21 protein-coding genes and 2 pseudogenes are annotated in these 23,351 nt (G+C 62.1%); 17 read left to right on the forward strand and 6 right to left on the reverse strand.

What is annotated here, in order from left to right:
• The 5 genes and pseudogenes from AC1DJW_RS07270 to AC1DJW_RS07290 all read right to left on the reverse strand — a co-directional run.
• A pseudogene (locus tag AC1DJW_RS07270) lies at positions 1-261 on the reverse strand (HNH endonuclease signature motif containing protein); the annotation flags it as partial.
• Positions 262-397: 136 nt separating this feature from the next.
• A complete protein-coding gene (locus tag AC1DJW_RS07275; protein ID WP_284755708.1) occupies positions 398-1,558 on the reverse strand; it encodes a dipeptidase in 1,161 nt (386 codons plus the stop codon).
• A gap of 23 nt (positions 1,559-1,581) precedes the next feature.
• Entirely contained in the window at positions 1,582-2,685 is a 1,104-nt protein-coding gene (locus AC1DJW_RS07280; protein ID WP_284755705.1) for a DUF917 domain-containing protein, read from the reverse strand.
• Positions 2,686-2,724: 39 nt separating this feature from the next.
• A complete protein-coding gene (locus tag AC1DJW_RS07285; RefSeq protein ID WP_284755703.1) occupies positions 2,725-4,272 on the reverse strand; it encodes a hydantoinase/oxoprolinase N-terminal domain-containing protein in 1,548 nt (515 codons plus the stop codon).
• A complete protein-coding gene (locus AC1DJW_RS07290) occupies positions 4,269-5,627 on the reverse strand; it encodes a purine-cytosine permease family protein (protein ID WP_476901047.1) in 1,359 nt (452 codons plus the stop codon). The genes AC1DJW_RS07285 and AC1DJW_RS07290 overlap by 4 nt, the downstream gene beginning before the upstream one ends.
• 179 nt (positions 5,628-5,806) lie before the next feature.
• On the opposite strand from AC1DJW_RS07290, the gene AC1DJW_RS07295 reads away from it, so the two are divergent.
• The 3 genes and pseudogenes from AC1DJW_RS07295 to AC1DJW_RS07305 form a co-directional block, all read left to right on the forward strand.
• Positions 5,807-6,898, forward strand: a complete 1,092-nt coding sequence (locus tag AC1DJW_RS07295; RefSeq protein WP_390277398.1) for a DUF917 domain-containing protein — start codon at positions 5,807-5,809, stop codon at positions 6,896-6,898.
• Complete coding sequence (locus AC1DJW_RS07300) at positions 6,895-8,487, forward strand: PucR family transcriptional regulator (RefSeq protein ID WP_476901048.1); 1,593 nt, start codon at positions 6,895-6,897, stop codon at positions 8,485-8,487. Before AC1DJW_RS07295 ends, AC1DJW_RS07300 begins: the two co-directional genes overlap by 4 nt.
• 196 nt (positions 8,488-8,683) lie before the next feature.
• Positions 8,684-8,956: pseudogene (locus AC1DJW_RS07305) on the forward strand (RsbRD N-terminal domain-containing protein); the annotation flags it as partial.
• 81 nt (positions 8,957-9,037) lie between these two features.
• On the opposite strand, the gene AC1DJW_RS07310 reads toward AC1DJW_RS07305, so the two are convergent.
• On the reverse strand, positions 9,038-9,715 hold the full coding sequence (locus AC1DJW_RS07310) for an acVLRF1 family peptidyl-tRNA hydrolase (RefSeq protein ID WP_476901049.1): 678 nt from the start codon (positions 9,713-9,715) through the stop codon (positions 9,038-9,040).
• Positions 9,716-9,756: 41 nt separating this feature from the next.
• Between AC1DJW_RS07310 and AC1DJW_RS07315 the strand changes: the two genes are divergently transcribed.
• From AC1DJW_RS07315 to nusB, 14 genes are all read left to right on the forward strand, one after another.
• On the forward strand, positions 9,757-11,238 hold the full coding sequence (locus AC1DJW_RS07315) for a replication-associated recombination protein A (protein ID WP_476901050.1): 1,482 nt from the start codon (positions 9,757-9,759) through the stop codon (positions 11,236-11,238).
• Positions 11,239-11,408: 170 nt separating this feature from the next.
• Positions 11,409-12,029: a 30S ribosomal protein S4 gene (rpsD, locus tag AC1DJW_RS07320; protein WP_028267147.1), complete on the forward strand. Its 621-nt coding sequence runs from the start codon at positions 11,409-11,411 to the stop codon at positions 12,027-12,029.
• Between the two features lie 149 nt (positions 12,030-12,178).
• On the forward strand, positions 12,179-12,553 hold the full coding sequence (locus tag AC1DJW_RS07325) for a DUF948 domain-containing protein (protein WP_059389201.1): 375 nt from the start codon (positions 12,179-12,181) through the stop codon (positions 12,551-12,553).
• A gap of 58 nt (positions 12,554-12,611) precedes the next feature.
• Positions 12,612-12,824: a hypothetical protein gene (locus AC1DJW_RS07330; protein ID WP_390277920.1), complete on the forward strand. Its 213-nt coding sequence runs from the start codon at positions 12,612-12,614 to the stop codon at positions 12,822-12,824.
• A gap of 130 nt (positions 12,825-12,954) precedes the next feature.
• Complete coding sequence (gene alaS, locus AC1DJW_RS07335) at positions 12,955-15,633, forward strand: alanine--tRNA ligase (RefSeq protein ID WP_284755690.1); 2,679 nt, start codon at positions 12,955-12,957, stop codon at positions 15,631-15,633.
• Positions 15,634-15,635: 2 nt separating this feature from the next.
• Positions 15,636-16,223, forward strand: coding sequence for a Holliday junction resolvase RuvX (gene ruvX, locus AC1DJW_RS07340; protein ID WP_284755688.1), 588 nt, complete (start codon positions 15,636-15,638; stop codon positions 16,221-16,223).
• Entirely contained in the window at positions 16,223-17,905 is a 1,683-nt protein-coding gene (gene mltG / locus AC1DJW_RS07345; RefSeq protein WP_476901051.1) for an endolytic transglycosylase MltG, read from the forward strand. Before ruvX ends, mltG begins: the two co-directional genes overlap by 1 nt.
• Positions 17,902-18,786 (forward strand): shikimate dehydrogenase, encoded by an 885-nt coding sequence (locus AC1DJW_RS07350; RefSeq protein WP_476901052.1) that lies wholly within the window; start codon positions 17,902-17,904, stop codon positions 18,784-18,786. Before mltG ends, AC1DJW_RS07350 begins: the two co-directional genes overlap by 4 nt.
• Positions 18,787-18,815: 29 nt before the next feature.
• The gene (aroC, locus tag AC1DJW_RS07355; protein WP_284755685.1) at positions 18,816-20,015 is read left to right on the forward strand and encodes a chorismate synthase; all 1,200 of its coding nucleotides are present in this window, start codon (positions 18,816-18,818) and stop codon (positions 20,013-20,015) included.
• A complete protein-coding gene (locus AC1DJW_RS07360) occupies positions 20,015-20,581 on the forward strand; it encodes a shikimate kinase (protein WP_284755683.1) in 567 nt (188 codons plus the stop codon). Before aroC ends, AC1DJW_RS07360 begins: the two co-directional genes overlap by 1 nt.
• Positions 20,578-21,669 (forward strand): 3-dehydroquinate synthase, encoded by a 1,092-nt coding sequence (gene aroB, locus AC1DJW_RS07365; protein ID WP_269992120.1) that lies wholly within the window; start codon positions 20,578-20,580, stop codon positions 21,667-21,669. The genes AC1DJW_RS07360 and aroB overlap by 4 nt, the downstream gene beginning before the upstream one ends.
• Complete coding sequence (locus AC1DJW_RS07370) at positions 21,666-22,187, forward strand: tetratricopeptide repeat protein (protein ID WP_284755680.1); 522 nt, start codon at positions 21,666-21,668, stop codon at positions 22,185-22,187. Before aroB ends, AC1DJW_RS07370 begins: the two co-directional genes overlap by 4 nt.
• 168 nt (positions 22,188-22,355) lie before the next feature.
• On the forward strand, positions 22,356-22,919 hold the full coding sequence (efp, locus tag AC1DJW_RS07375; protein WP_028267136.1) for an elongation factor P: 564 nt from the start codon (positions 22,356-22,358) through the stop codon (positions 22,917-22,919).
• Entirely contained in the window at positions 22,919-23,329 is a 411-nt protein-coding gene (gene nusB / locus AC1DJW_RS07380) for a transcription antitermination factor NusB (protein ID WP_059389192.1), read from the forward strand. Before efp ends, nusB begins: the two co-directional genes overlap by 1 nt.
• Positions 23,330-23,351 lie beyond the last annotated feature (22 nt).

Raw genomic sequence — 23,351 nt, forward strand, 5'->3', positions numbered from 1 at the left:
CGGTGATGCGGCCGGTGGCGCGAGGGCCCTGGCCGCGTGGGCGTAGTCCGCGGCCAGCTGCGCTTTCAGGGCGGCGGTGCGGGCTTCCAGCCGGGCCACTTCGGCGAGGCCGTCCAGGCAGGCATCCGCCAGATCCCGGAGCGGATCGGCGGTCTCGGAAGAACCGGCGTCGCGGGTGAAGGCGGCGAGCACGGCAACGGACGCGGCGACGGCCTCCACGGCCGTGCTGCTGCCCGCGCTCCAGGCTGTCCTTCCATCCATGCCCACAGCATCGCAGGAGGCACCGACAATTTAGTTTCTCCACCACGCTGCATCTAATCCTGGATCCGGACCCGGGCGCAGCCTCCGGTTCCGGTTTTGGAGATCCGATGCTGCCGCTGTGGTTGACGTGGCAAATCTAGTGACCAACCGTCGCGTTCTGCATGGAATCGTCATCTGTCTGTTGATTGGCGACCCTCTCGGCGTCTTCGAGCACCCTGAGGACATTGCCGAAAGCGAGGCTGCGGAGATCTGCAGCCGACCAGCCCCGTTCAGCTAGTGCCATCTTGACGACAGGGTAACTGGATACCCCGGTTATTCCGCGGGGCAGCCGTTCGATCCCGTCGAAGTCCCCTCCGATGCCCAAGTGTTGGGGTCCCACCACTTCACGCGCATGTTCCACGTGTTTCACAACGTCGGCGATGGTTGCGTGTGGAGGCGGGTTCTGAGATGTCCAGCGGGCATATTCCGATATCGCGGCCTCGTCCTCGTCCACATGGCCTGCGTGGAATCCCGTCCGGAGGCCCAGCCTCTTCCGGATATCATCCGACCGTTGCTCGTGCTCGGCGCAGGCATTGGAGATGAAAGCGGGAACAAACGTAAGCATGAGCACTCCACCGTTTTCAGGCAATCTTTCAAGCACGGAATCCGGCACGTTCCTGACGTGATCGGTTACATTGCGACAAGACGAGTGCGAAAACATGACGGGGGCCCTGGTGATGTCCAGCGTGTTGTGCATGGTCTGTTCGGCCACGTGGGACAAATCGACGATGATTCCAAGGTCATTCATCTCGGCGATCACACTTCTTCCAAAACCAGTGAGCCCGTAGCCAACCTGTTCCCCCGTCGCTGATCGTGCCCAGGGCGTGTTGTCGTTGTGTGTCAGGGTCATATAGCGGACGCCGACACGTCTCATCATCCGGAGGACGCCGAGGGATGAGTCGATGGAGTGGCCTCCTTCAATTCCCATCAGGGAGGCAATCAGTCCCTTCTCAACGGCGGTCCTTACACCGGCGGCCGTGTCGACCAAACTGAACGTTTCGGGATACTCGGACATGATCCGGTGCACGCAGTCGATCTGTTCGAGTGTCGCCACGACGGCGTCGGCCGGCAGCATGTTGGACGGGACGAAGACTGACCAGAATTGCGCACCGACCCGGCCTTCCCGGAGCCGTGGAATGTCTGTGTGCAAGCTGGGCTGGTGCTGCGATAAGTCGATCTCCTCGACACGGGAATCGAATTTCTGTCGCAGAGCCCAAGGCAAATCGTTGTGGCCATCGAATATGAGAGCCTCGGCCATGACGGGACTCTCCAGGGTGGGTATCACCTGACGGCACTCAATTCCTCAAGGGCGACCCATGGCTCATGGAGTCCGAAAGCCTGGGGGCCAAAGACTTGCAGCGCTTCAGGGGTCCGCATGATGGCAGGAGTCGAGATTCCGTAGACGGCCACCCGCTGTCCGAACCGCAGGGCTTCGGAAGTGATGGGGGTGCCCAAATCAACATCAACTATCGTAATAAGATCCGGAACAATGGCAACGACCGCACCATTCTTGTGTGCAATGACGTTCTCGTTCCGGAACTGGATCCGCATTTCGTCGATACCGTCGAAGGATTCCACAACCGCAGAGCCGTGGGTGAACCCGTCTCTAACGAACCTCTCAACGTCAACGATTTTTCCCCGCATGAGCACGGTTCCGTGGCCGTATATTGTGTCCTTTAGGAAGGCACTGAGTTCTGCCAGCGGATCAAGATGTTTGTCCTTGGCCGTACGCAAAGTCCGGCCGATATTGAGGGCCAGGGTGACGGTGTTGCGGATCGCAGTTCGCTTGACGTCTGCTCCGCTCATTGGATACTCGGCGATGTATGCCGCGCCCCCCATCTTGATGGCGACCGCGCGCGCGAAAGTCTCCATCCTCTGGTTGTCCTGGCCGGTATCGACGATGCACGTGTGCCCGTTTTCGTCAGAAACAGCGAGCGGTGATCCGGACACCCCGTAGACTCCGAACGTTTCCATTTGAAGCTCCGGGAAGGCTCGTCCCATTCCGTCGCCGTCCACCACCGGGATACCCGCTTCGGCGGCGACGACCAGAGGAATCATGGAATTCAGTCCACCGCACTCCATGGGGATTGTTGCGTCGGCTGTTTTTCCGAGGTGTCTCTCCAAGGCGCGGAGCGACCGGACTGCCTCAGTGCCGGCTGGGACTTTCTCGACTACGACAGTCGGAGCACCCATCATGGCCGTGGAAATGACAAAGTCATCGTCATCAAGTTCGGTCGGATCGAGGATTTCGATCTTCTTCCCGTTTTTGAGGCATTCCTCGACGAGGAGGCGGCCGATGAGCGGATCTCCGCCGCCGCCTGTACCCAGTATCGCCGCGCCCCGCGCCAAGTCAGGAACGTCGTTTAGTGAAAGATAGAAACTCATTATGTTTTCCTTCTAGTTCTTGCAGTCAGCATTCCGGGGTTACTTCGACGTCGGAAGATCGCCAACGGCCTTGATACGGACACGGGACGCGTTCCCTGGCAGATAAGCCAAGGGAAGCTCATCGATCTCCACGATTTGGACAGTGCTGGCTTTGGCTCCGGCAGCTATGGCCTTGCCGATTGCTTCCTCCCTGGCTTGGTCGAGCACTTCTTCGCGCTTTCCGGCCGGGATGGCAAAGATTCGGTCGACTTCCCCGCCTACTTGTGCAATAGCGGCGCCGATGGCATTCGCTACTCCGGAGTGCCCCGGACGGGCAACGTCACTGGCGCATGCCATCTGTTCGGGAACGAGGAACGCACCGCCGCCGACTGCAATCACCGGGACCAGGTCAGAGCTCGTCCGCATCCGGTCAACCGTCTCAGTGATCCTTCGGTGGATTTCATCTCTGGCCGCGTAGATCAGTGAGCGGTCCAGATGTTTGACGCGCTCCGGGTCGCCAATTACCGTGTCTCCAGCCGCGACCATGATGTCGGTCGCCGTCAAGGTTTGGCCGCCGAAAACGAGCGCCTCCTCCGTTACCCGATATCCGACGCTGTCCGGCCCGACGGTCACTCCATCGTCGAATCTGATTCTGCTGCCACCACCGACTCCCACGGACAAGACATCTGGCATCCGGAAGTTGGTGCGGATTCCTGCGACCTCAATCTCGGTGGCAGCCTCCCGAGGGAAGCCGGACTGGAGAACTCCGACGTCCGTCGTCGTCCCTCCAACGTCAACCACGATGCAGTCCTTGATGCCTGAGAGATACGCTGCCCCCCGCATGGAGTTTGTTGGTCCAGAGGCAAATGTGGCAACGGGGTATTTCCTGGCGAAATCGACGTCCATCAAGGTTCCGTCGTTCTGGCTCAGGAACAGAGGAGCGTTGATGTCCAGCGCCATGAGTGATTGGTCCAGGGAAGAACAAACTTCGGCTGAAAGGTCACGCAGGGCGGCATTGATGATGGTCGCGTTTTCCCTCTCGAGCAGTCCAACCCTGCCGATTTCGTTCGAAAGGCTGACCGGAAGTTCGGGAAATTCGATCCCGATGATTTCCGCCGCCATCTGCTCAAACTCGGAGTTAACCGGAGAGAACACAGACGAGATAGCGAAGCTTCGTGCGCCCCGGGCCACGGCATCCCGGACAGCTCTGCGTATTTCTTCACGGTCGATCGGAGATATCTCCCGTCCGTCGAACTCATGTCCGCCGTGGCACATGTAGGGCAGGGCCTTCACTGCTTCGGTGATCCGCGTGGGCCAGCCTACGAAGGGGGGCAGTCCACTCGTCGCAGGAAGTCCCAGCCGGATGGCCGCGGTCGGCGCCAGCCGCTCGGCCTCGATGAGAGCATTGATGAAATGCGTGGTGCCGATCATGACTGCGTCTATCTGCGTCGGATCGAAGGGGAAAGCACTCTGAAGACGGCGGAGGGATTCAGTAATGCCCAGTGCAACATCACTCATTGTTGGGCTTTTTACGCCTGCCAGGACCTCGTTGCCATCAATAAGCACAGCGTCTGTGTTGGTCCCGCCGACATCGATGCCTATTTTCACTGGTGTTCCTCCTGCAGTTCGCGAGTTTCAGTTTTCGGTTGGCGTGAGAGCACGTCTTCGGAAGTCCCTTTGATCAGGCCCAATTTCCCGGCAATGACGTACAGAACAATGGATGCACAGAGTGAGTTGAGGGAGCCTACCCCCCAGGGCAGGTACATCCCAATCAGCACCGACGCCCCCCACACCACGAGGGTTCCGATAACCCATGTGGGCTCAGTTGCGGGCAACCCGGGGGAAGAACCGGACAATACGCTCCGCCATTTCTTGACGATGTAGTATTCGGCGACCATGATGCCCGCGATCGGCGGGAATGTGACTCCAAGCAGGATCAGGAAATCCACGAAGTAGTTCAGGATTCCAGCGGCAGCGAGCATGGCTCCCAGGGCGCCGATAAAGATGGTGACACTGGTGCGGCTCACTCGTTTCCTGAACACTGTCTCGACAAAGTTCACGATGCCCAGAGAGGCAGAGTACAGATTCCAGTCATTCATCTTGACGGTGCCCGCAACGATGACGATCGTACCGACGAATCCGCTGCTGGACGTGACCAGTGCGATGACGTCGTTGGTCTTGAGCGCGTGAGCAAGAAGGACCCCAGCGATAGCAACCATGAATTCGCCAAGGGTGACTCCCAAAAGCGTCTGCTTGACGACATCGGAGGGTTTGCGGTTGAAGCGTGTCATATCCGGAGTGATGACCATCCCGACAATGAATCCGCCTGCCACCAGCGTCATCCCCGCAGCGAGGCTAAGCACCGGTCCAGGGGCCGGCTGACTTACAAGATCGCCCAGATTGTGGTTTTGCAACTCAGAGAAAATCGACCAGCCGGCCAGCAGGAGGAACGCCGGAATCGTAATGTACGCGGTCCAGGCCATGCTCTTGAAACCATAAATGACAATCGCGGTCACAGCTGCGCCGACCACAAGGGACCACGCCCAGGCGGGAAAAACGGGTGCCAGCTTAGCAAGACCATCTGCAGCCACGCCGCTCTGGACGCCAAACCACCCGACCAAGCTAAGTGAGATGAATAAGGCGATGATGCTGGATCCATGGCGGCCAAAGCCAGTCCATCTAGCCAGAAGCGAGGTCGAGAGGCCTTCCCGTTGGCCGAGGATGCCCGTCATGATAGCGACAACCTCGAGGATGACCGACCCAAGGAAGATCGCCAGCAAAGCGTCGGAAAATTGCATCCCAAATCCGAGAGCTGCGCCTAGGAGGAACTGTGACAGCGCTGACATCTGGCCGAACCTTTGAACAGCCACCGACCACCAGCTATGACGGGCGTGTTCAGGAACACGTTCGAGGGCAAAGTCCTCCTCCCCGGCATGCTTTTTCGTTGTTGTACCTGTTGTCATTTCGGCTCCTTTGCCTGCGAGGTGCCTACCCGCAAAGAGCTCAGGGGTAGGAGAAGAATTAAGACAACGCTACGGCTGATGATGCTCGACAACAATGGTCGATCTAACTACTAAATGCCGTGCCGGTGTGCATACTTAACACGTAGCATTTTCGTCGATGAGGATGGGAGGAGGCGGCCATGCCTTGGGTTCTCAAGTCGAGCGGTTTGGAGGCGCTGGAGTTTGGCGCCAGGATGCAGGGATCGGGGGGTGCAGGAGACACTCATGCCATATCCCTTCTGACACGAAACGTGCTGGAACAAAGGGGCGGAGTTACCGTATTTCCTCCGAGTAAAATCGCTCCGAACGATGTCGTCATTCCCGTCGGACTAGCGGGATCGCCGCTGGCCTTCAGCGAAAAGCCCGGCGGACCTGATCCATACACGAGGGCGTTCGAGGCGGTCGCCGCGAAATTTCCAGGGACGCGACCGCTCGTCTGCGCGTTCGAGATGGCCGGGATCAATGCGTATGCGCCGATTCTTGTGGCCGCGGCTCTGGACATCCCGATGATCGATCTGGACGGTATGGGGCGCGGACTCTCGGGGCTGCATCAGACGACCTTCAACGCACATAGCGTCCCGATGACCCCGTGTGCGCTCGTCGACGCTTCCGGCAGGTGTGTCGAAATCTGCGGAACGGGCGCGGAAGATGCCGAACGATCGCTTCGCTTACTCATGGGAATATTCGGCGGGTGGGTGGCATTCGCTGGATATGCCATGGACGGTGTCCAAGCACGCCAAGCAGGGATCACGGGGACACTCCGGCGGGCAATCGAGCTTGGCTACCAGTTCCAACAATCGAGAAAACTCACAGCATCGGTCAGCGACGCAATAATGCACTTCTCTCAACACACCAAAGGGTGTCTGCATGTCGGCAGAGGGAGCGTCGTGGACGTTAAATGGGAGCCGGCTCCCCGGGGGTCAGACGTCGGGGTACATGCGAAAGGCACGATAATCGTCCGTGCCCAGGGAAGGTACCTTCGGATCGAGGCACAGAACGAATTCCTTCTGCTCATAGACGAGGGCCGACTGCTGGCAAAGGCACCTCAAATCATTTGCCTCCTTGACAGCCACACCGGAACTCCCCTCCTCAGCGAGCGTATTGTCCCTGGCTACGGCGTAGACATCCTCGTCTTCGAAGCTCCGGGCAAGTGGACCGAAGCTTCGGCCCGGTCATTAGTAGACATTGCCGGCTACGGCTACACAATCCCCTCATATGGAGCCCCTCAATGACAGATCGGCTGACCCTACGGGAACTAATGCGGTGCCCGGCCCTGTTGCACAGCTCGGTCGTCCTGGCGGAGCCAACCGCAAGCTACTCGTTCGTCTGCGTCAATCAATTCACCGCAAACGGACAAGCCCGAATCGCGCACCTGGACGCGCCCGACGACAGGCAAATCGACGGGGTCGAAGGCATCTGGATATCTTCCTGGATGCCTTCCTACGGGCTGGAAATGATATTCCCTCATCTGAAGCTACAGGGTGTGGGCATGGTCATTCTCACACCATCCGAGAATGGAGAATCCGGGAGCAGTACAGAAATGAGCATCTCCACGCGGGAACTGGCAAGAAAACTGAAGATGAGCGTCGTGGTCCTTGATCAACCCCAGACAACTGTTTCTGTGGCTGCATCCCTCCAGGGCTTCATGAAATCCAATCTCATGACTCGGTCCACGAGCATGGCCGCCCTCTCCCGCGCAATCCAAGGCATGGAACCGAACCCGGACAATGTCGTCTCTGAACTTAGAAAGTATGTAAACGCGGAGATAGCCATCGTCAATTCACTTGGGCTAACGCTTGCTGGCGCGTTGGAGAGCCCACTTTCTCTTGGCGAATTAACCACAGCGCCGGGGCAAGGCCCCATTTCGGCTTTGTCGGCGAACTTGATATCGGTCCCGCTACCGCCCCTCATGGAAAACGACGATCCAGCACTTTGGATCCTTGCCGAATTCAGCACCGACGCCGCGCCCTTCGAGCTTGAAGGGGCCAGGGAACTCATGGAACTGACTGCATCGCCCTTGCTTCGCTGGCTCACTCGGCAGCGCTTTGCTGACGAGCTTTTTCAATCCGCGAGATCAGCGATCGTCTCACAGCTCGCTGTCAGCGGCGGAGCGGTTCCAGACCACCTCATCTCTCAAGCACTCAGCGTCGGATGGAACCTCAACGGATGGCACACCCTGGTAAGCATTCATGCCCCACAGAAATCCACAGCTCATGACATTGGCCGAATGATTCCAGCCGCCCTGACACGCTATGGATACTCCATCGCCTCATCGGAATACATGGATCACTGGCTTATCTGGGAGACCCAACCAAACCAACCGACTAGGACAGAGTACAAAGACCTTGTGGGTGCATTGGACTCCGTCCGACCGCCTTTGGAATCCGGCATCGTTTTTGGCGTCGCAAGACCACGACTTGGACCGGAGGGGTTTGCGAAAAGCATCGCCGAAGCCGAAGACTTCGCCCGACAAGCAAGTTACAGCAAAGGACGCCGCCAAATTGTTGATGCCCAGGAATCAATCGCCACCCAGTTGATCCGGACCACCCTCCACGACCCCGCACTTGTGCGCCCATCCATGAAGTTCCTGGGAGGATTATCCGAAGAGGATGCCGGGTACTTGCGGGACACGCTGAGCGCTTACCTGAAAAGCGAATCCAGCCTCGCTGAGACTGCTCGGGTTCTTCATGTTCATCGAAACACTGTAGTCAAGAGACTTGAGAAGATTGAGCAACTGATGGAGGTTCCATTAGACAATCCCGACACGAAATTTGCACTGCGAATCGCACTCAGAATCCTGGACATTTCCGCCACCAAGTAAGTGGGCGCACAGTAGTCGGCTGTCGACCCCCGGCCACACGGTGAACGGCAAGAGCTTCTCCTTCAGGCTTTCCTGCACACAGGTGCACGCCGGGACCCTCCTGACCGGCTGCACACAACCGCCAGGTCACCGCGGAACTCCGAGATGATTCGAAACGGATGCCGGTTTCGGAGGTGACCAGCCCACCCAATGGGGAATGGTGGATACATTCATCGCGAGAATCCTCCAGGATCCGGTGTACAGGGAATCCGGGCTGACCATCGCGGACCTTCGCCAAGGCCTCCCCTTGGACAGCCTGGTGCGCGCCATCAGGTTGGACTTTTCCGTCGTGTGGGATGCATCGTCCGCATCCGCCCTGGCGGCGGATCCGGCGCTGCTGGTCAGCAGGACTGAACTCGTCTGGTGCACAGTGGACACCTTTGCCTCACGCGTCCAGGCGCGGTACGTCGCCGAACTGGAAGATACCGGCTGGCGACGTTCGAACGGTACACCGGGCTGGACCTTCAGAACCCTACCGATCTTGCGTTGGCGGTGCTGGCCCTGCTCACCCCTACAGCGGATCCGTGACCTCGATACGCACGGCGCACGCATCCGCCGCAGCCTTGCGGAGCACGGTCGCGTTGGGGTCGGCGACCGCGAGGAACGCGAGCCTTTTCCGCGAGGCGTATTCCTTCAGCGCCGCCTCCTCCAGGACCGCCGCAGAGAGCGCGGCGTCTCCGCCCAGAACGAGATATTCAATGCTGTGTCCGGCGAACACAGCGGCGGCATAACCGGCCACGGCTTCCGTCAGCGCATTGGCCTGGTTCTCGCGACGACGGGCAAAACGCTGCTGCGAGGATCCACCTGCCGCCGAGCGTGACTGTACATAGCGGGAACCCGATTTGGACCCAGACACTTTGCCGCCGCTCACGACCCCCACCGCGTAGCCGCCCCGGCGCACCAGGATGATTCCGAGCCGTCGTTCCTGTGAAGCAAGGGACGCCAAACGCTCAACGGTGGTTGCGCCCTTGCCCGGCCGTCCATCGACGGGCCAGGGGGCTCTCAATAGCGCGGTAGCGCCGTCAGCCGCCCGCAGGAGGGTACCGCCGTCGTCGGGCTCTTCCTCAACGGTGCCATGGCTCGCGGCGAAGCGCTCCACCCAGCCGGTCAACCGCGGACCAGGGATGAAGGCGGTGCGCGCCGCTCCAAGCGGCTGCTTTTCGCCGGGGGCGGATGGCCGGGTCTCCACGTCGATGTCTCCTTAACTGGAATCATGAGTAGCCTATCCATGTGGAAGATCTCTTTGGTGCCGACGCGGACAACGACGACGACGCCGGCGGCAAAGCGGCGGATTCGGACCGTTCCGGTGATGAGCGTGCGGGCACGGCACGTCGGGCGTCGCCGCGGAGCCCTTTGGCCGTCCGCATGAGGCCCCGGACGCTCGACGACGTTGTGGGCCAGCAGCATTTGCTGGGCCAGGGTTCTCCTTTGCGGCAGCTTGCCGCAGGGGCCGACGCCGCCGGTCCTGCCGGTCCGAGCTCGGTCATCTTGTGGGGACCTCCAGGTACGGGCAAGACGACGCTGGCGCACGTCATCGCCCGCGGGCCAGGCCGGAAGTTCGTTGAATTGTCCGCTATTACTGCGGGCGTCAAGGACGTCCGCCTGGTCATGGAAAATGCCCTGACTGCCCGGGATCTCTACCGGACCACCACTGTGCTGTTCCTGGATGAGATCCACCGCTTCAACAAAGCCCAGCAGGACGCCCTGCTGCCTGGCGTCGAGAACCGCTGGGTGGTCCTGGTCGCCGCGACCACCGAAAACCCTTCGTTCTCGGTGGTCTCGCCGCTGCTCTCCCGATCCCTGTTGCTCACCCTGAAACCGCTCACCGACAGCGACATCGAGGCGCTCTTGCAACGCGCTGTTGCCGATGCCCGCGGCTTGGCAGGGGGAGTGGAGCTCACCCCTGAAGCGCTCGAGCATTTGGTCCGCTTGTCCGGGGGAGATGCCCGCCGCGCGCTCACCGCACTTGAGGCCGCCGCCGGCGTCGCCTACGGAGACCGGAACCACGACGGCGACGCTTCCGAAGACGCTTCTGAAGAGGAAGGGCTGGCCGGTGACGGCGCCCCGGAGGCTCCGGTCGTCGTCGAACTCCGCCACACGGAGCGGGCCCTCGATGTAGCCGCCGTCCGGTACGACCGCGCGGGCGACCAGCACTACGACGTCGCCAGTGCGTTCATCAAGTCGATCCGCGGCTCAGACGTCGATGCGGCCCTCCACTACCTGGCCCGCATGCTCGAAGCGGGGGAGGACCCCCGCTTCGTGGCCCGCCGGATTGTGATTTCGGCTGCCGAAGACATCGGCATGGCAGATCCGACGGCGTTGCAGACCGCCGTCGCCGCGGCCCAGGCGGTGCAGTTGATCGGCATGCCCGAGGGCCGGATCATCCTCGCCGAAGCCGTGGTGCATCTGGCGACGGCGCCCAAGTCCAATGCGGCCTATATGGGCATCAACAAGGCCATCGCCGATGTGCGTGCGGGGATGGGGGTCGGGATTCCGGCCCACTTGCGGGATGCGCATTACCAAGGAGCGAAGGGCCTCGGCCACGGCCAAGGCTATAAGTACGCGCACGATGCCCCGCACGGCGTGGCCACGCAGCAGTACGCTCCGGATGATTTGGTCGGCACGGACTACTACGAACCCACGGCAAACGGTGCTGAACGGGATATTGCTCCCAGGCTCGAGCGGCTGCGCAGGATCATCCGGGGCAAGTAGGCGTCATGGTAGGCTAGATGCTTGTCTGGCAAGGCTCGGGCGCACAATCCATCAAAATCCAGGTTTTGATGCTGTGCCCTGCGCCCCGTAGCAAAAGGCAGCGGTTGGCCGATGCTCTCCCTCATGGAGGCCAGTAACACTGACACACCGCAGATATTGGAAGGACACAAGTGGCTAACAACACTCGTGCTCGCCGTACCGCACGCCTTTCGCGTGCACTCGGCATCGCTCTGACTCCCAAGGCCGCCAAGTACATGGAGCGCCGTCCGTACGGCCCCGGTGAGCATGGCCGTGCCCGCAAGAAGCAGGACTCTGACTACGCTGTACGTCTGCGCGAAAAGCAGCGTCTGCGCGCCCAGTACGGCATCCGCGAAGCCCAGATGACTCGTGCCTTCGAAGAAGCACGGCGCACCAAGGGCCTGACCGGTGAAAACCTGATCGAACTGCTCGAAATGCGTCTCGACGCACTCGTGCTGCGTGCCGGCTTCGCCCGCACCATCGCCCAGGCCCGCCAGCTGGTTGTGCACCGCCACATCCTCGTTGACGGCATCCGCGTGGACCGCCCGTCGTTCCGCGTTGCTGAAGGCCAGCTCATCCACGTTCACAGCCGCAGCGAAGTCATGGCTCCGTTCCAGGTTGCAGCTGCCGGCGCACACGTCCTGAACGTCGTTCCGGCTTACCTGGACGTCAAGATCGACGCCCTGCAGGCACGCCTGGTTCGTCGCCCGAAGCGCTCTGAGGTCCCCGTGACCTGCGAAGAGCAGCTCGTGGTCGAATTCTACGCTCGCTGATTTTCAGCAAGCACATACAAAGAAGCCCGTGGCACGCGCCGCGGGCTTCTTTGTATGTAAGGTACTTGGGGAAGCCACGCCGGGGGTGCCCGCGTCGAACTACATGGCGCACCAACGGCAACGCAACAAATGCTAGGAGATGAGTGTCCATGACTGGTGGCGATATTGCAGGCCTGATCGCGGCCGGAGTTTTCGCGCTCCTTGTGGTGCTGCTCGCTGTGCCGATCCTCAAACTCGGGCGCGTCTTCGATGAGGTCCGCACCTCCATCCGCTCCTTGAGCGACGGAGCGACGCCCCTGATGGACGAGGTCACGGCGACGGTTTCCACCACAAACCAGCAGCTGAAAAAGGTGGATGGCATCACCTCCAACGTTTCCGACGCCTCCGCCAACATCTCTGCCTTGTCCTCACTGGTGGCTGCAACGGTCGGTTCGCCGCTCATCAAGGTGGCAGCGTTCAGCTATGGAGTGCGCTCGGCTTTTGCCGCCCGCCGCAAACCGGGCAGCGGCCGCCGCAGCCGCTGAATCCGTTCGTAAGTCACGATCTTCGTATGTCAGGAAAACTGTGAAAAGAATTGTCTGGATGGGGATCGGCGTGGCAATCGGAGTCATCGCCTTCCGCAAGATCACCCAAGCACAGGCCAATATTGGTCCCGACGGCCTGAACCGCGCCGTAGCGCGGCTGGCCGACGGCGTGTACGACTTCGCCGACGCCGTGCGCGCCGGAATGAATGAACGCGAAGTCGACCTCAGGGCCGCGCTCGGCATCGCGGAGTCCGACGCCGGCAGCCAGTAGCCGCCGCTAGTCACGGCGGTTCGCCCAAGCGGCCGTCAACAGGGCAGAATTAGAAGCTGCGGCAATGGCACATGCCAGAACCGCGCACAAACTCATGTGCAGTGAATTGAGAAGGGTAAGTAATCAGCTAATGAAGTCGCAGGAGATCACCAAACGCTGGGTGGACTTTTTTGTCAGCAAGGGCCATACCGCCGTCCCCTCCGCGTCGCTTGTATCCAGCGACCCTTCCCTGCTCTTCACTGTGGCCGGCATGGTTCCCTTCATTCCCTACCTGACTGCCCGTGAGGAACCGCCCTTCAACCGCGCCACGAGCGTCCAGAAGTGCATCCGCACCGGCGACATCGAGGAAGTGGGCAAGACCGCCCGGCACGGGACGTTCTTCCAGATGTGCGGAAACTTCTCCTTCGGGGACTACTTCAAGGAAGACGCCATCAAGTTCGCCTTCGAACTGCTCACCAAGAGCGTCGACGACGGCGGCTACGGACTGGACGTCGAGCGCCTCTGGGTGACCGTCTACGAGGAAGACGACGAAGCCCAGGATCTGTGGCTCAAGAACACGGGCATTCCCGCCTCGCGCATCCAGCGGATGGGGAAGGCGGACAACTACTGGTCCACCGGGCAGCCTGGTCCTGCCGGTCCGTGCTCGGAAATCTACTACGACCGCGGCCCGGCCTATGGCGCCGAAGGCGGTCCCATCGCGGACGAAAACCGCTACGTCGAAATCTGGAACCTCGTGTTCATGCAGTACCAGATCGAGAACGTCCGCTCGAAGGTGGACTTCGACATCGTTGGCGAACTGCCCAAGAAGAACATCGATACCGGCCTCGGCATGGAGCGCCTCGCGATGATCCTGCAGGGTGTCGAGAACATGTACGAAACGGACCAGGTCCGTCCCGTCATCGACAAGGCCGCAGCCTTGTCCGGCAAGGAGTACACCTCTGCCGAGTCCGCTGACGACCCGCACCACACGGACGACGTCCGGATGCGCGTCGTCGCCGACCACATCCGTTCGGCCCTCATGCTGATTTCCGACGGCGTGTCCCCGTCCAACGAAGGCCGCGGCTACGTCCTGCGCCGGCTGATCCGCCGTGCCGTCCGTGCCATGCGCCTCCTCGGGGTCGAAGAAGCTTGCCTCCCGCAATTGCTTCCGGCATCCCGCGACGCCATGAAGGGCGTCTACCCCGTCGTGGAGACCGATTTCGATCGCATCAGCCGCATCGCCTACGCCGAAGAAAAAGCCTTCCTGCGCACCATCGCTTCCGGCACCGCGCGCCTTGAAGAGGCCGTTGTGCTGTCCAAGGCTGCCGGCAAGCCGCTGTCCGGCGAGGATGCCTTCGCCCTGCACGACACCTACGGGTTCCCGATCGACCTCACCCTCGAAATGGCCGAGGAAGCCGGCCTGAAGGTCGACGAAGCCGAATTCCGCAGCCTCATGCTGGAACAGCGCCAGCGCGCCCAGGCGGATGCCAAGGCCAAGAAGGGTGGACACGCCGATGTCTCAGCCTTCCAGGAGCTCCTGGCTGAGGGCGAGACGGTCTTCACGGGCTACACCGAGCTGGAAGGCGAGGCGCGGGTCCGCGGCATCGTGAGCTCCGGGCGGCGTGTTGCCCACGCTTCCACGGGCGACGAAATCGAGCTCGTGCTCAACGAGACCCCGTTCTATGCTGAGGCCGGTGGCCAGTCCGCAGACAAGGGCCTCATCACCGGTGACGGCTTCGTCGTCGAGGTCCTCGACGTCCAGCGCCCGGTGAAGGGCCTGAGCGTCCACAAGGCGATCGTCCGCGAAGGCGAGATCGCCTCGGACGCTTTGGTGCGCGCCGCCGTCGACCGCGAACGCCGCCACGCCGCAGAGCAGGCCCACACGGGCACGCACATCGTGCACGCCGCCCTGCACCAGATCCTCGGCCCGGAAGCCACCCAGCGTGGATCCTTCAACAAGGCCGGTTACCTGCGTTTCGACTTCGCCTGGGGCGAGGGATTGAGTGCAGCCACGAAGTCCGAGATCGAAGAGGTCTCGAACATCGCCATCCGCAACAACTTCCGGGTGGACACCAAGGTCATGGGCCTCGCCGAGGCGAAAGCGCTCGGCGCCATGGCCCTCTTCGGCGAGAACTACGGCAGCGAAGTCCGCGTTGTGGAGATCGACGGCGCATGGTCGCGCGAACTCTGCGGTGGCACCCATGTGGCCAACACCTCCCTCATCGGGAGCCTGTCGCTGCTCGGCGAACAGTCCGTTGGTTCGGGAAACCGCCGCGTGGAGGCCTTCGTCGGCCTTGACGCCTTCCGGCACCTCGCAGCCGAGCGTGCCCTGGTCACCGAGCTCACGGAGATGCTCAAGGTCCCTTCGGGCCAGTTGGCCGACCGGATCTCCAGCACCTTGGCCAAGCTCAAGGCGACGGAAAAGGAACTCGACCGCCTCCGCAAGGAACAGCTGACCGCGGCCGCCGCGAACCTAGTCGCCACGGCCCAGGATGCCGCAGGCGTCCGGGTAGTGGCGCACGACGCCGGCCAGGTCGGGGGAGCGGACGACCTCCGCAGCCTCGCCATGGACTTGCGCAACCGGCTCGGCTCCGACGCTTCCACGGTTGCCGTGGCCGGTGTCAGCAACGACCGTCCCGTCATCATCGTGGCCACCAACGAGGCCGCGCGTGAAGCGGGCGTCAAGGCAGGCGCCCTCGTTCGGGTTGCTGCAGGAATCCTCGGCGGCGGCGGCGGTGGCAAGGACGACGTCGCCCAGGGTGGCGGAACCGACGCCGCGAAGATCGCACCGGCCCTCGCGGCCGTTGTGGACGCGATCGCCAAGCGCTGATCTTGGAGGCCATTGCGAGCAACGACGACTACCCCCGGGGCATCAAACTGGGGGTAGACGTCGGCACCGTCCGTGTGGGAGTTGCCGTCTGTGATCCGGACGGGATCCTGGCAACGCCGTTCAAGACGGTGAGCCGGGACGCCAAGAAGAATTCCGACATCGGGGTCATTGTCCGGCAGGTCGCGGAGCTCGGCGTAGTCCAGATTTTCGTCGGCCTGCCGCGCACGATGAAGGGTGAAGAACATTCTTCTGCGGTCATGGCCACGGACTACGCGGAGTTGCTGGCAGCCCACTTGCAGCGCCGTGGACTCGACGTTCCAGTCAACATGGTGGACGAGCGGCTCAGTACCGTGACGGCCCACCGCAATCTCCATGAAGCTGGCATGAGCAGCAAAGATCATCGTAAAGTGGTGGATCAGGTTGCCGCTGCCGGAATTCTGCAGCACGCGATCGACATGCAAAAAGCCAGAGGTGCAGATGTGGGCAGGCGCGTGCAGGCGCCGATGCCACCCCAACACATTGACGGTGCCAGTGCGCCGCTGCCGGCCTCCGGCATTGATCCACACTCTCCAACGAGGGGAAGACAATAGTGAGCCCGGTCAACAACGACCCCTCCAACGACGCAGCAGAAGACCGTACCAGGCCTCTGACGCGTCGTGAAATCCGTGCCAGGGAACGTTTCCTGGAGACGCAGAACCAGGAGGTACTGCCACCGCCTGTGCCTGTCCACTTTGAACCTGTCGCAGTTCCGAAGCCACAGCCTGCATACGTCCCGGACTACGCGCCGGCAGCCCCGGGAGCGACCACCCACGCCGCTGACTTCCACGACGACGGCATCCACGGCGAAACAGTCCAGCCCCAGGAGGACGTGCAGGAGCAGCCTGACACGGCGCAGCCTGAAGTCCTCCTGCAGCCCATTGACACAGTGCAGCCCATTGACACGGCGCAGCCCATTGACACAGTGCAGCCAGACGTCGAGCACTACGACGTGGCGCACCCCGACGCCGTCGAGCATCACACCGTCGAGCACGATGCTCTGCACGATGAGCCCGTTCACAGCTACGACGTGGCACACGGTGACGAATTCCACGAGCTGCATGCCCATGACGAAGGTTATGAGCACCATGATCCCCAGTTCGACTACGAGGTCCATGGTGGGCACGCCGCCCACGACCTCATGGCAGCCGCGACTCCGGCGCCAAAGGTCCCCTCGAAGAAGGTCCGCAGGCGCCGCCGTCTTGTCGCGCTCCTGCTCACCCTCACGGTGTTCGTCGCAGCGGTCGCTGTGGGGGCGCAGTTCCTGAAGCCATTGCTCGGGATGGACAAGGTCAGCGACTACCCTGGCCCGGGTACCGGCTCGGTCACCATCACTGTGGCCCCGGGCTCCGGCCCCAAGCTGGTCGCGACCAACCTCCAGAGCCAGCACGTCATCGCCGACGCCGATTCTTTCGTGGCGGCCTTCACTGCTGCAGGGGGTGAACTCTCACCGGGTGATTTCACTTTCAAGACGGAAATGAAAAACTCCGATGCGGTGAATGTGCTCCTCGGCAAGGATTCTTCCAAGGTCATGTACTTCGCGCTGAGTGCGGGATTGCGCATCGGTGAATCCCTTGATGCGATCGCCAAGGGTTCGGGCATACCTTTGTCCGACTTGAAGGCGCTCAGTGATTCACCTGCCCAGTTTGGTGTCCCTGCCCCGGCAAAGAACCTGGAAGGTTTCCTGGCACCGGGTGAGTACCGTTTCCCCCTTGGAACCTCTGCCAAGGACATCCTCCAGAAGCTCGTCACGGCCACCACCGACGAGCTCAAGGCCCAAGGCGTCACGGATCCCGCGAAGCAGTACCAGACCATCACGGTGGCCAGCATCGTGCAGGCTGAAGGCGGCCAGGCCGACTACGGCAACGTAGCAGGCGCCATCTACAACAGGCTCAAGCCGGGCAACACCGAGACGAACGGGCTCATCCAGTCGGATGCAACCGTTACCTACGGCCTGGGTACCAAGACTTTCCACTTGACCGATGCCCAGAAGGCTGACAAGAGCAATCCCTACAACACCTACGCCAACGTAGGCCTTCCTGTCGGCCCCATCGGTTCGCCCGGCAAGACGGCGATCGATGCCGCCGCCAAGCCGACAGCCAACAACTACCTCTACTGGGTGACCATCAACCTCGACACCAAGGAGACCAAGTTCTCCAGCACGTTGGCGGAACACTTGAAGTACGTTGACCAGTACAACGCGTGGTGTGCGGCCAACGCCGGACGGTGCGTGTGAGTAGACGTGCTGCCGTCCTGGGGCACCCCATCAGTCACTCGAAGTCACCAGCACTCCACCGCGCGGCGTACGCGAAGCTCGGGCTCGACATCGAATACTCGGCGATCGACGTAACCGTCGAGCGGCTCCCCGCCTTCATGGCGGGCCTCGAGGCCGGGGACCACTGGTGCGGTTTGTCCGTCACCATGCCCCTCAAGACCGCCATGGTGGACCAAGTCGACGAGGTCCGCGGAGCCGGCGCGTACTTGGGCGTCATCAACACGGTGGCTTTCGAAGCTACTGAGCAAGGCGTGCGGCGCGTCGGCCACAACACGGATGTGGCCGGCATCGTCGAAGCCGTGAGGAACGCAGGAGTCACTGAACGGCCGAACTCCGCGATCCTTGGCGGCGGAGGAACGTCCGCAGCGGCTATTGCGGCGCTCCGGGAACTCGGTTCGAAACACGTTGACGTCTTTGTGCGCGACGCCGGACGGGCCGCCGAGGCGAAAGCCGCGGCAGCCGCCGTCGGGCTTTCCATTCACCTCCGGCCGCTGGCCGAAGCTGCTGAAGCCATGTCGGGAGCCGATCTGGTGATCTCCACGCTTCCGCCGCGGGCGGCAGACGGCATTGCGACGCAGCTTGAGCAGCTTCCCGACGATGACAAGCTTCCCGACGACGACAAGCTTCCCGGCGCCACCGGCGTGCTGCTCGATGTCGCCTACGATCCTTGGCCCAGCCGCATTGCCGAAGCATGGCATTCGCGGGGCGGAGTAGTAGTTCCGGGGCTCGAGATGTTGCTCTATCAAGCCGTGGAGCAAATCCGGTTGTTTTCCGGAGCTGACGTCACCGCCGATGTCATAGATGTGATGTGTGACTCAGTCGGGCTTCCCCGGCGGGTCTAGTAAGGGCCTTACATGGCAGGATTGGATATATGTTGCGTTGGTTGACTGCCGGTGAATCCCATGGCCCGGCACTGCTCGGAATTATTGAAGGCGTCCCCGCCGGTGTTGAACTCACCAGCGAGGAAATACGTGACGCCTTGGCGCGTCGCCGTCTAGGCTATGGCCGCGGCGCCCGGATGAAGTTCGAGCAGGACGAAGTGAGCATCCTCGGCGGCGTCAGGCACGGCGTGACGCAGGGCGGCCCCGTCGCGATCCAGATCGGCAACACCGAATGGCCCAAATGGGAGCAGATCATGTCTGCCGACCCGGTTGACCCGGCGCTGCTCGCGGACCAGGCCCGCAACGCTCCCTTGACACGTCCGCGGCCCGGCCATGCAGACTTCACGGGCATGCAGAAGTACGGGTTCCCTGAGGCCCGCCCGGTCCTGGAACGCGCCAGCGCCCGGGAAACCGCCACGCGTGTTGCCTTGGGTACCGTCGCTTCGCAATTCCTGAAGCAGCTTGGCATTGAGCTCGTCAGCCACACTGTTTCCATCGCGAGCGTGACCGTGCCCGAAGGCCGCCCCCTCCCGGTGCCGTCCGACGTTCTGGCCCTCGATGCCGATCCTTTGCGTTGCTTCGATCGAGAAACCTCCGACGCCATGGTGGCCGAGGTTGACGCGGCACACAAGGAAGGCGAGACCCTCGGCGGTGTTGTCGAAGTTTTGGCCTACGGTCTTCCGCCGGGACTCGGCAGCTACGTGCACTGGGACCGTCGCCTCGACTCCCGCCTGGCTGCCGCCCTGATGGGCATCCAGGCGATCAAGGGCGTCGAAGTGGGCGATGGCTTCCTGACGGCGGCCCGCCGGGGCTCCGCCGCGCACGATGAAATCGTGAAGGACGAGACCGGCCGGATCGTCCGCAAGACCAACCGTGCCGGTGGCATTGAAGGTGGCATGAGCATCGGCGAGGTCCTGCGTGTCCGCGCCGCCATGAAGCCCATCGCCACCGTCCCGCGCGCGTTGAAGACCATTGACGTGAGCACCGGTGAGGCTGCCAAGGCGCACCACCAGCGCTCCGACGTCTGTGCCGTTCCGGCGGCCGGTGTCGTGGCTGAAGCCATGGTTGCCCTCGTGCTGGCCGAGGCCGTTGCTGAGAAGTTCGGCGGTGATTCGGTCGCCGAGACCGCCCGGAACCTTCGGGGTTACCTGGACAGCATTCCGGCAACCCTGGACTCGGTCGGCCACTAGTGGTCCGCAGTAGCTCGGGCGCCGGTTATGGGCGCGCGATCGCTTTGGTTGGGCCGATGGCCGTCGGTAAGTCGGTCATTGGCCAGCAGCTCGCCCAGCAATTGGGCGTGCCCTTCGTGGACACGGACGCCGTCATCGTTGAGCACCACGGCACGATCGCGGATATTTTCGCCGGTCGCGGAGAACATGCCTTCCGGGAGATCGAGGCCAGGACAGTGGCACGCGCCGTCGAAGCTGCGAACATCCACGGCGCGGTGGTTTCGCTTGGTGGTGGCGCAGTGCTCGATTCCGGCACGCAGCAGCTGCTGGGTGATTGCACCGTGATCTACCTCGAGTGCGACGCTGAGACTGTCGCCGAGCGCATCGCCCGCAACACGGGCCGGCCACTCCTGGCCGGCGACGCCATGGCTCGCTGGGAGACCCTTTTTGCAGCCCGGCGTCCTGTCTATGAACGCCTTGCAGACATCATCGTCGACGTCCGGTCCGGAACCGTGGCGGAAATCGCCCTCCACGTGGAGGAAAGACTGCGTGAATACGCGGCCTTGAAAGAGGAAGTGCAAAAGTGAGCAACGAAGCAACTGTCATCAAGGTCACTGGCCAGTCCGCCAACGAGAACTACGACGTCGTCGTCGGACGCGGCCTCTTGGAGACCCTTCCCGCGAAACTGGGGGAGCGCGTCAAGCGGGTCCTGGTGGTTCACCCGCGTGCCTTGCGCCTTACGGGCGATACGGTCCGTGCCGAACTTGAGGCTGCCGGATTCACCGCCCTCACCGCCGAGATCCCGGACGCCGAAGAAGGCAAGCACATCCAGGTTGCCGCGTTCTGCTGGCAAGTGCTTGGCCAGAACGACTTCACCCGCTCCGACGCCATCGTGGCGGTCGGCGGCGGTGCGGTCACCGACCTCGCCGGATTCGTCGCAGCCACCTGGCTGCGCGGCGTCAAGGTCATCCACATGCCCACGAGCCTCCTTGGCATGGTGGACGCGTCCGTGGGCGGCAAGACCGGCATCAACACGGCGGAAGGCAAGAACCTGGTGGGTTCCTTCCACCCGCCCGCGGCTGTCCTCGCGGACCTGGACACGCTTCAGACGCTGCCCAAGAACGAGTTGATCTCCGGAATGGCAGAGGTCATCAAATGCGGCTTCATTGCTGATCCGGCGATCTTGGAGCTAGTCGAAAACAAGCCGGAAGAGGTCACCGATCCGGGCTCGGCAGTGCTCCGTGAGCTTATCGAACGTGCGATCGCCGTCAAGGCGAAGGTGGTTTCCGAAGACCTCAAGGAATCCGGCTTGCGCGAAATCCTCAACTACGGGCACACACTCGGCCACGCGATCGAACTCGTGGAACGCTACTCGTGGCGGCACGGCGCCGCCGTTTCGGTCGGCATGATGTTCGCCGCAGAGCTCGCCCGCAGCGTCGGCCGGCTTTCCGACGTCGACGCCGACAGGCACCGCACCATCCTCGAGGGACTCGGGTTGCCGGTCACCTACCGCCGGGACCGCTGGCAGGGCCTGCTCGACGGCATGCGCCGTGACAAGAAGTCCCGCGGAGACCTCTTGCGTTTCGTGGTGCTCGACGGCGTCGCGAAGCCCGGGATCCTCGACGTTCCGGACACCTCGTTGCTCTTCGCTGCCTACCAGGAGATCGCATCATGACCACCGAGACCTTCAGCAGCATCAGTGACTGGCCCACGGGCGGGTTTCCCGGTGTGCGCACCAACCCGGACACCCTCCTGCCCGCCATCGTCAACGAGGAAGCCATGCAGTCCGCACTGGCCGAGTCCAGCGATCCCGCCGACCGCATCATGGCGCTCATGCTCGAAGGCCACCCGGGAGAAGCCGCAGAGCTGTTGGCCGAGGCGCGCTACAACGATCCCGAGTCGTTCAAATTGCGGATCTTCGAAGCCGAACTACACCGCGCCACCAACCGCTTTGACCGTGCCGTGGAGCTCTTTCGCCAGCTACTGGGCGAAGTCCACGGAACCGCCAAGGAACCGGTCGTCCACCAGTATCTGGGGAGGGCCCATTTTGTGGCCGGCAACCACGTCGCCGCGGCAGAGTCGTTTACCAAGGCCTTGGATCTGCGCGTCGCCTTGGCGGCTGACGCTTCCCTGATCTACTCCTCTGCTGTGGCCCTGCAACGCGCCCGGAACGTCCTCGAGTTCGCCTCCTGAGACAGGCGCGGGCTGGCACATCGCATTTTGCCGGTAGAATGGACTTTGGATTTTTGATAAATACGCGCTGGCGGCCGTCACGGCATGCCTGCTTGGCATAGTCGGCTGGAAGCTAAACCAGTAGCTAAAGCGGTAGCTAGCACCAGTGAAAGAAACCAGAGGATACTAGTGGCAACCACAAATGACATCAAGAACGGAACCGTGCTGAAGCTCGAGGGCCAGCTCTGGAACATCATTGAGTTCCAGCACGTCAAGCCGGGCAAGGGCGGCGCGTTCGTGCGCACGAAGATGCGCAACGTCATGTCCGGCAAGGTGGTCGACAAGACCTTCAACGCCGGCCTCAAGATCGAAACTGCCACGGTTGACCGCCGCGACTACCAGTACCTGTACCAGGACGGCGCGGACTTCGTGTTCATGGACACCCAGGACTTCGACCAGATCACGGTTTCCGGCGCCACGGTAGGCGACGCCACCAACTTCATGCTGGAAAACCAGATGGTCAACATCGCCATCCACGAGGGCACTCCGCTCTACATCGAACTGCCCCCGAGCGTTGTCCTCGAAATCACCTACACCGAGCCGGGCCTGCAGGGCGACCGCTCCTCGGCTGGAACCAAGCCGGCTACCCTCGAGACCGGCTACGAGATCCAGGTGCCCCTGTTCGTTGAGAACAACACCAAGGTCAAGGTAGACACCCGCGACGGCAGCTACCTGGGCCGGGTCAACGACTAGTGAGCGCCCGTGGTAAGGCCCGTAACAGGGCCCTCGAAGTACTCTTCGAGGCGGAGCAGCGTTCCGCCTCCGCTTTCGAGGTCTTGAAGGCCCGCCGGGAAATGACCGACCTCGTGGTCAACCCGTACACGGTGGACATCGTGGAGGGTGTGGTTGCCATGCAGCCCACAATCGACGAGTTCCTGCAGACCTACGCCCAGGGTTGGACCCTGGAGCGGATGCCGGCGGTCGATCGCATCATCCTGCGGATCGGCGCTTGGGAACTCCTTTACAACGACGACGTGCCGGACGGCGTGGCAGTCAGCGAAGCGGTAGCCCTGGCCAAGGTCATGTCCACCGACGAATCTCCTGCGTTCATCAACGGCCTCCTTGGCCGCTTGCAGACGCTGAAGCCTTCCCTGCTCGCTTAGGCGGCATCGTAAGCATACGAAG

The organism is Arthrobacter sp. 05L417, from assembly GCF_056397865.1.

What these genes read in the sequence shown, in the direction of transcription:
- AC1DJW_RS07330 (WP_390277920.1), top strand. Translation starts at nt 12,612, where the DNA reads ATGGGGATCGGCGTGGCAATCGGAGTCATCGCCTTCCGCAAGATCACC.
- alaS (WP_284755690.1), top strand. Translation starts at nt 12,955, where the DNA reads ATGAAGTCGCAGGAGATCACCAAACGCTGGGTGGACTTTTTTGTCAGC.
- AC1DJW_RS07325 (WP_059389201.1), top strand. Translation starts at nt 12,179, where the DNA reads ATGACTGGTGGCGATATTGCAGGCCTGATCGCGGCCGGAGTTTTCGCG.
- AC1DJW_RS07280 (WP_284755705.1), bottom strand. Translation starts at nt 2,685, where the DNA reads ATGAGTTTCTATCTTTCACTAAACGACGTTCCTGACTTGGCGCGGGGC.
- AC1DJW_RS07275 (WP_284755708.1), bottom strand. Translation starts at nt 1,558, where the DNA reads ATGGCCGAGGCTCTCATATTCGATGGCCACAACGATTTGCCTTGGGCT.
- AC1DJW_RS07290 (WP_476901047.1), bottom strand. Translation starts at nt 5,627, where the DNA reads ATGACAACAGGTACAACAACGAAAAAGCATGCCGGGGAGGAGGACTTT.
- aroC (WP_284755685.1), top strand. Translation starts at nt 18,816, where the DNA reads ATGTTGCGTTGGTTGACTGCCGGTGAATCCCATGGCCCGGCACTGCTC.
- AC1DJW_RS07370 (WP_284755680.1), top strand. Translation starts at nt 21,666, where the DNA reads ATGACCACCGAGACCTTCAGCAGCATCAGTGACTGGCCCACGGGCGGG.
- AC1DJW_RS07300 (WP_476901048.1), top strand. Translation starts at nt 6,895, where the DNA reads ATGACAGATCGGCTGACCCTACGGGAACTAATGCGGTGCCCGGCCCTG.
- AC1DJW_RS07295 (WP_390277398.1), top strand. Translation starts at nt 5,807, where the DNA reads ATGCCTTGGGTTCTCAAGTCGAGCGGTTTGGAGGCGCTGGAGTTTGGC.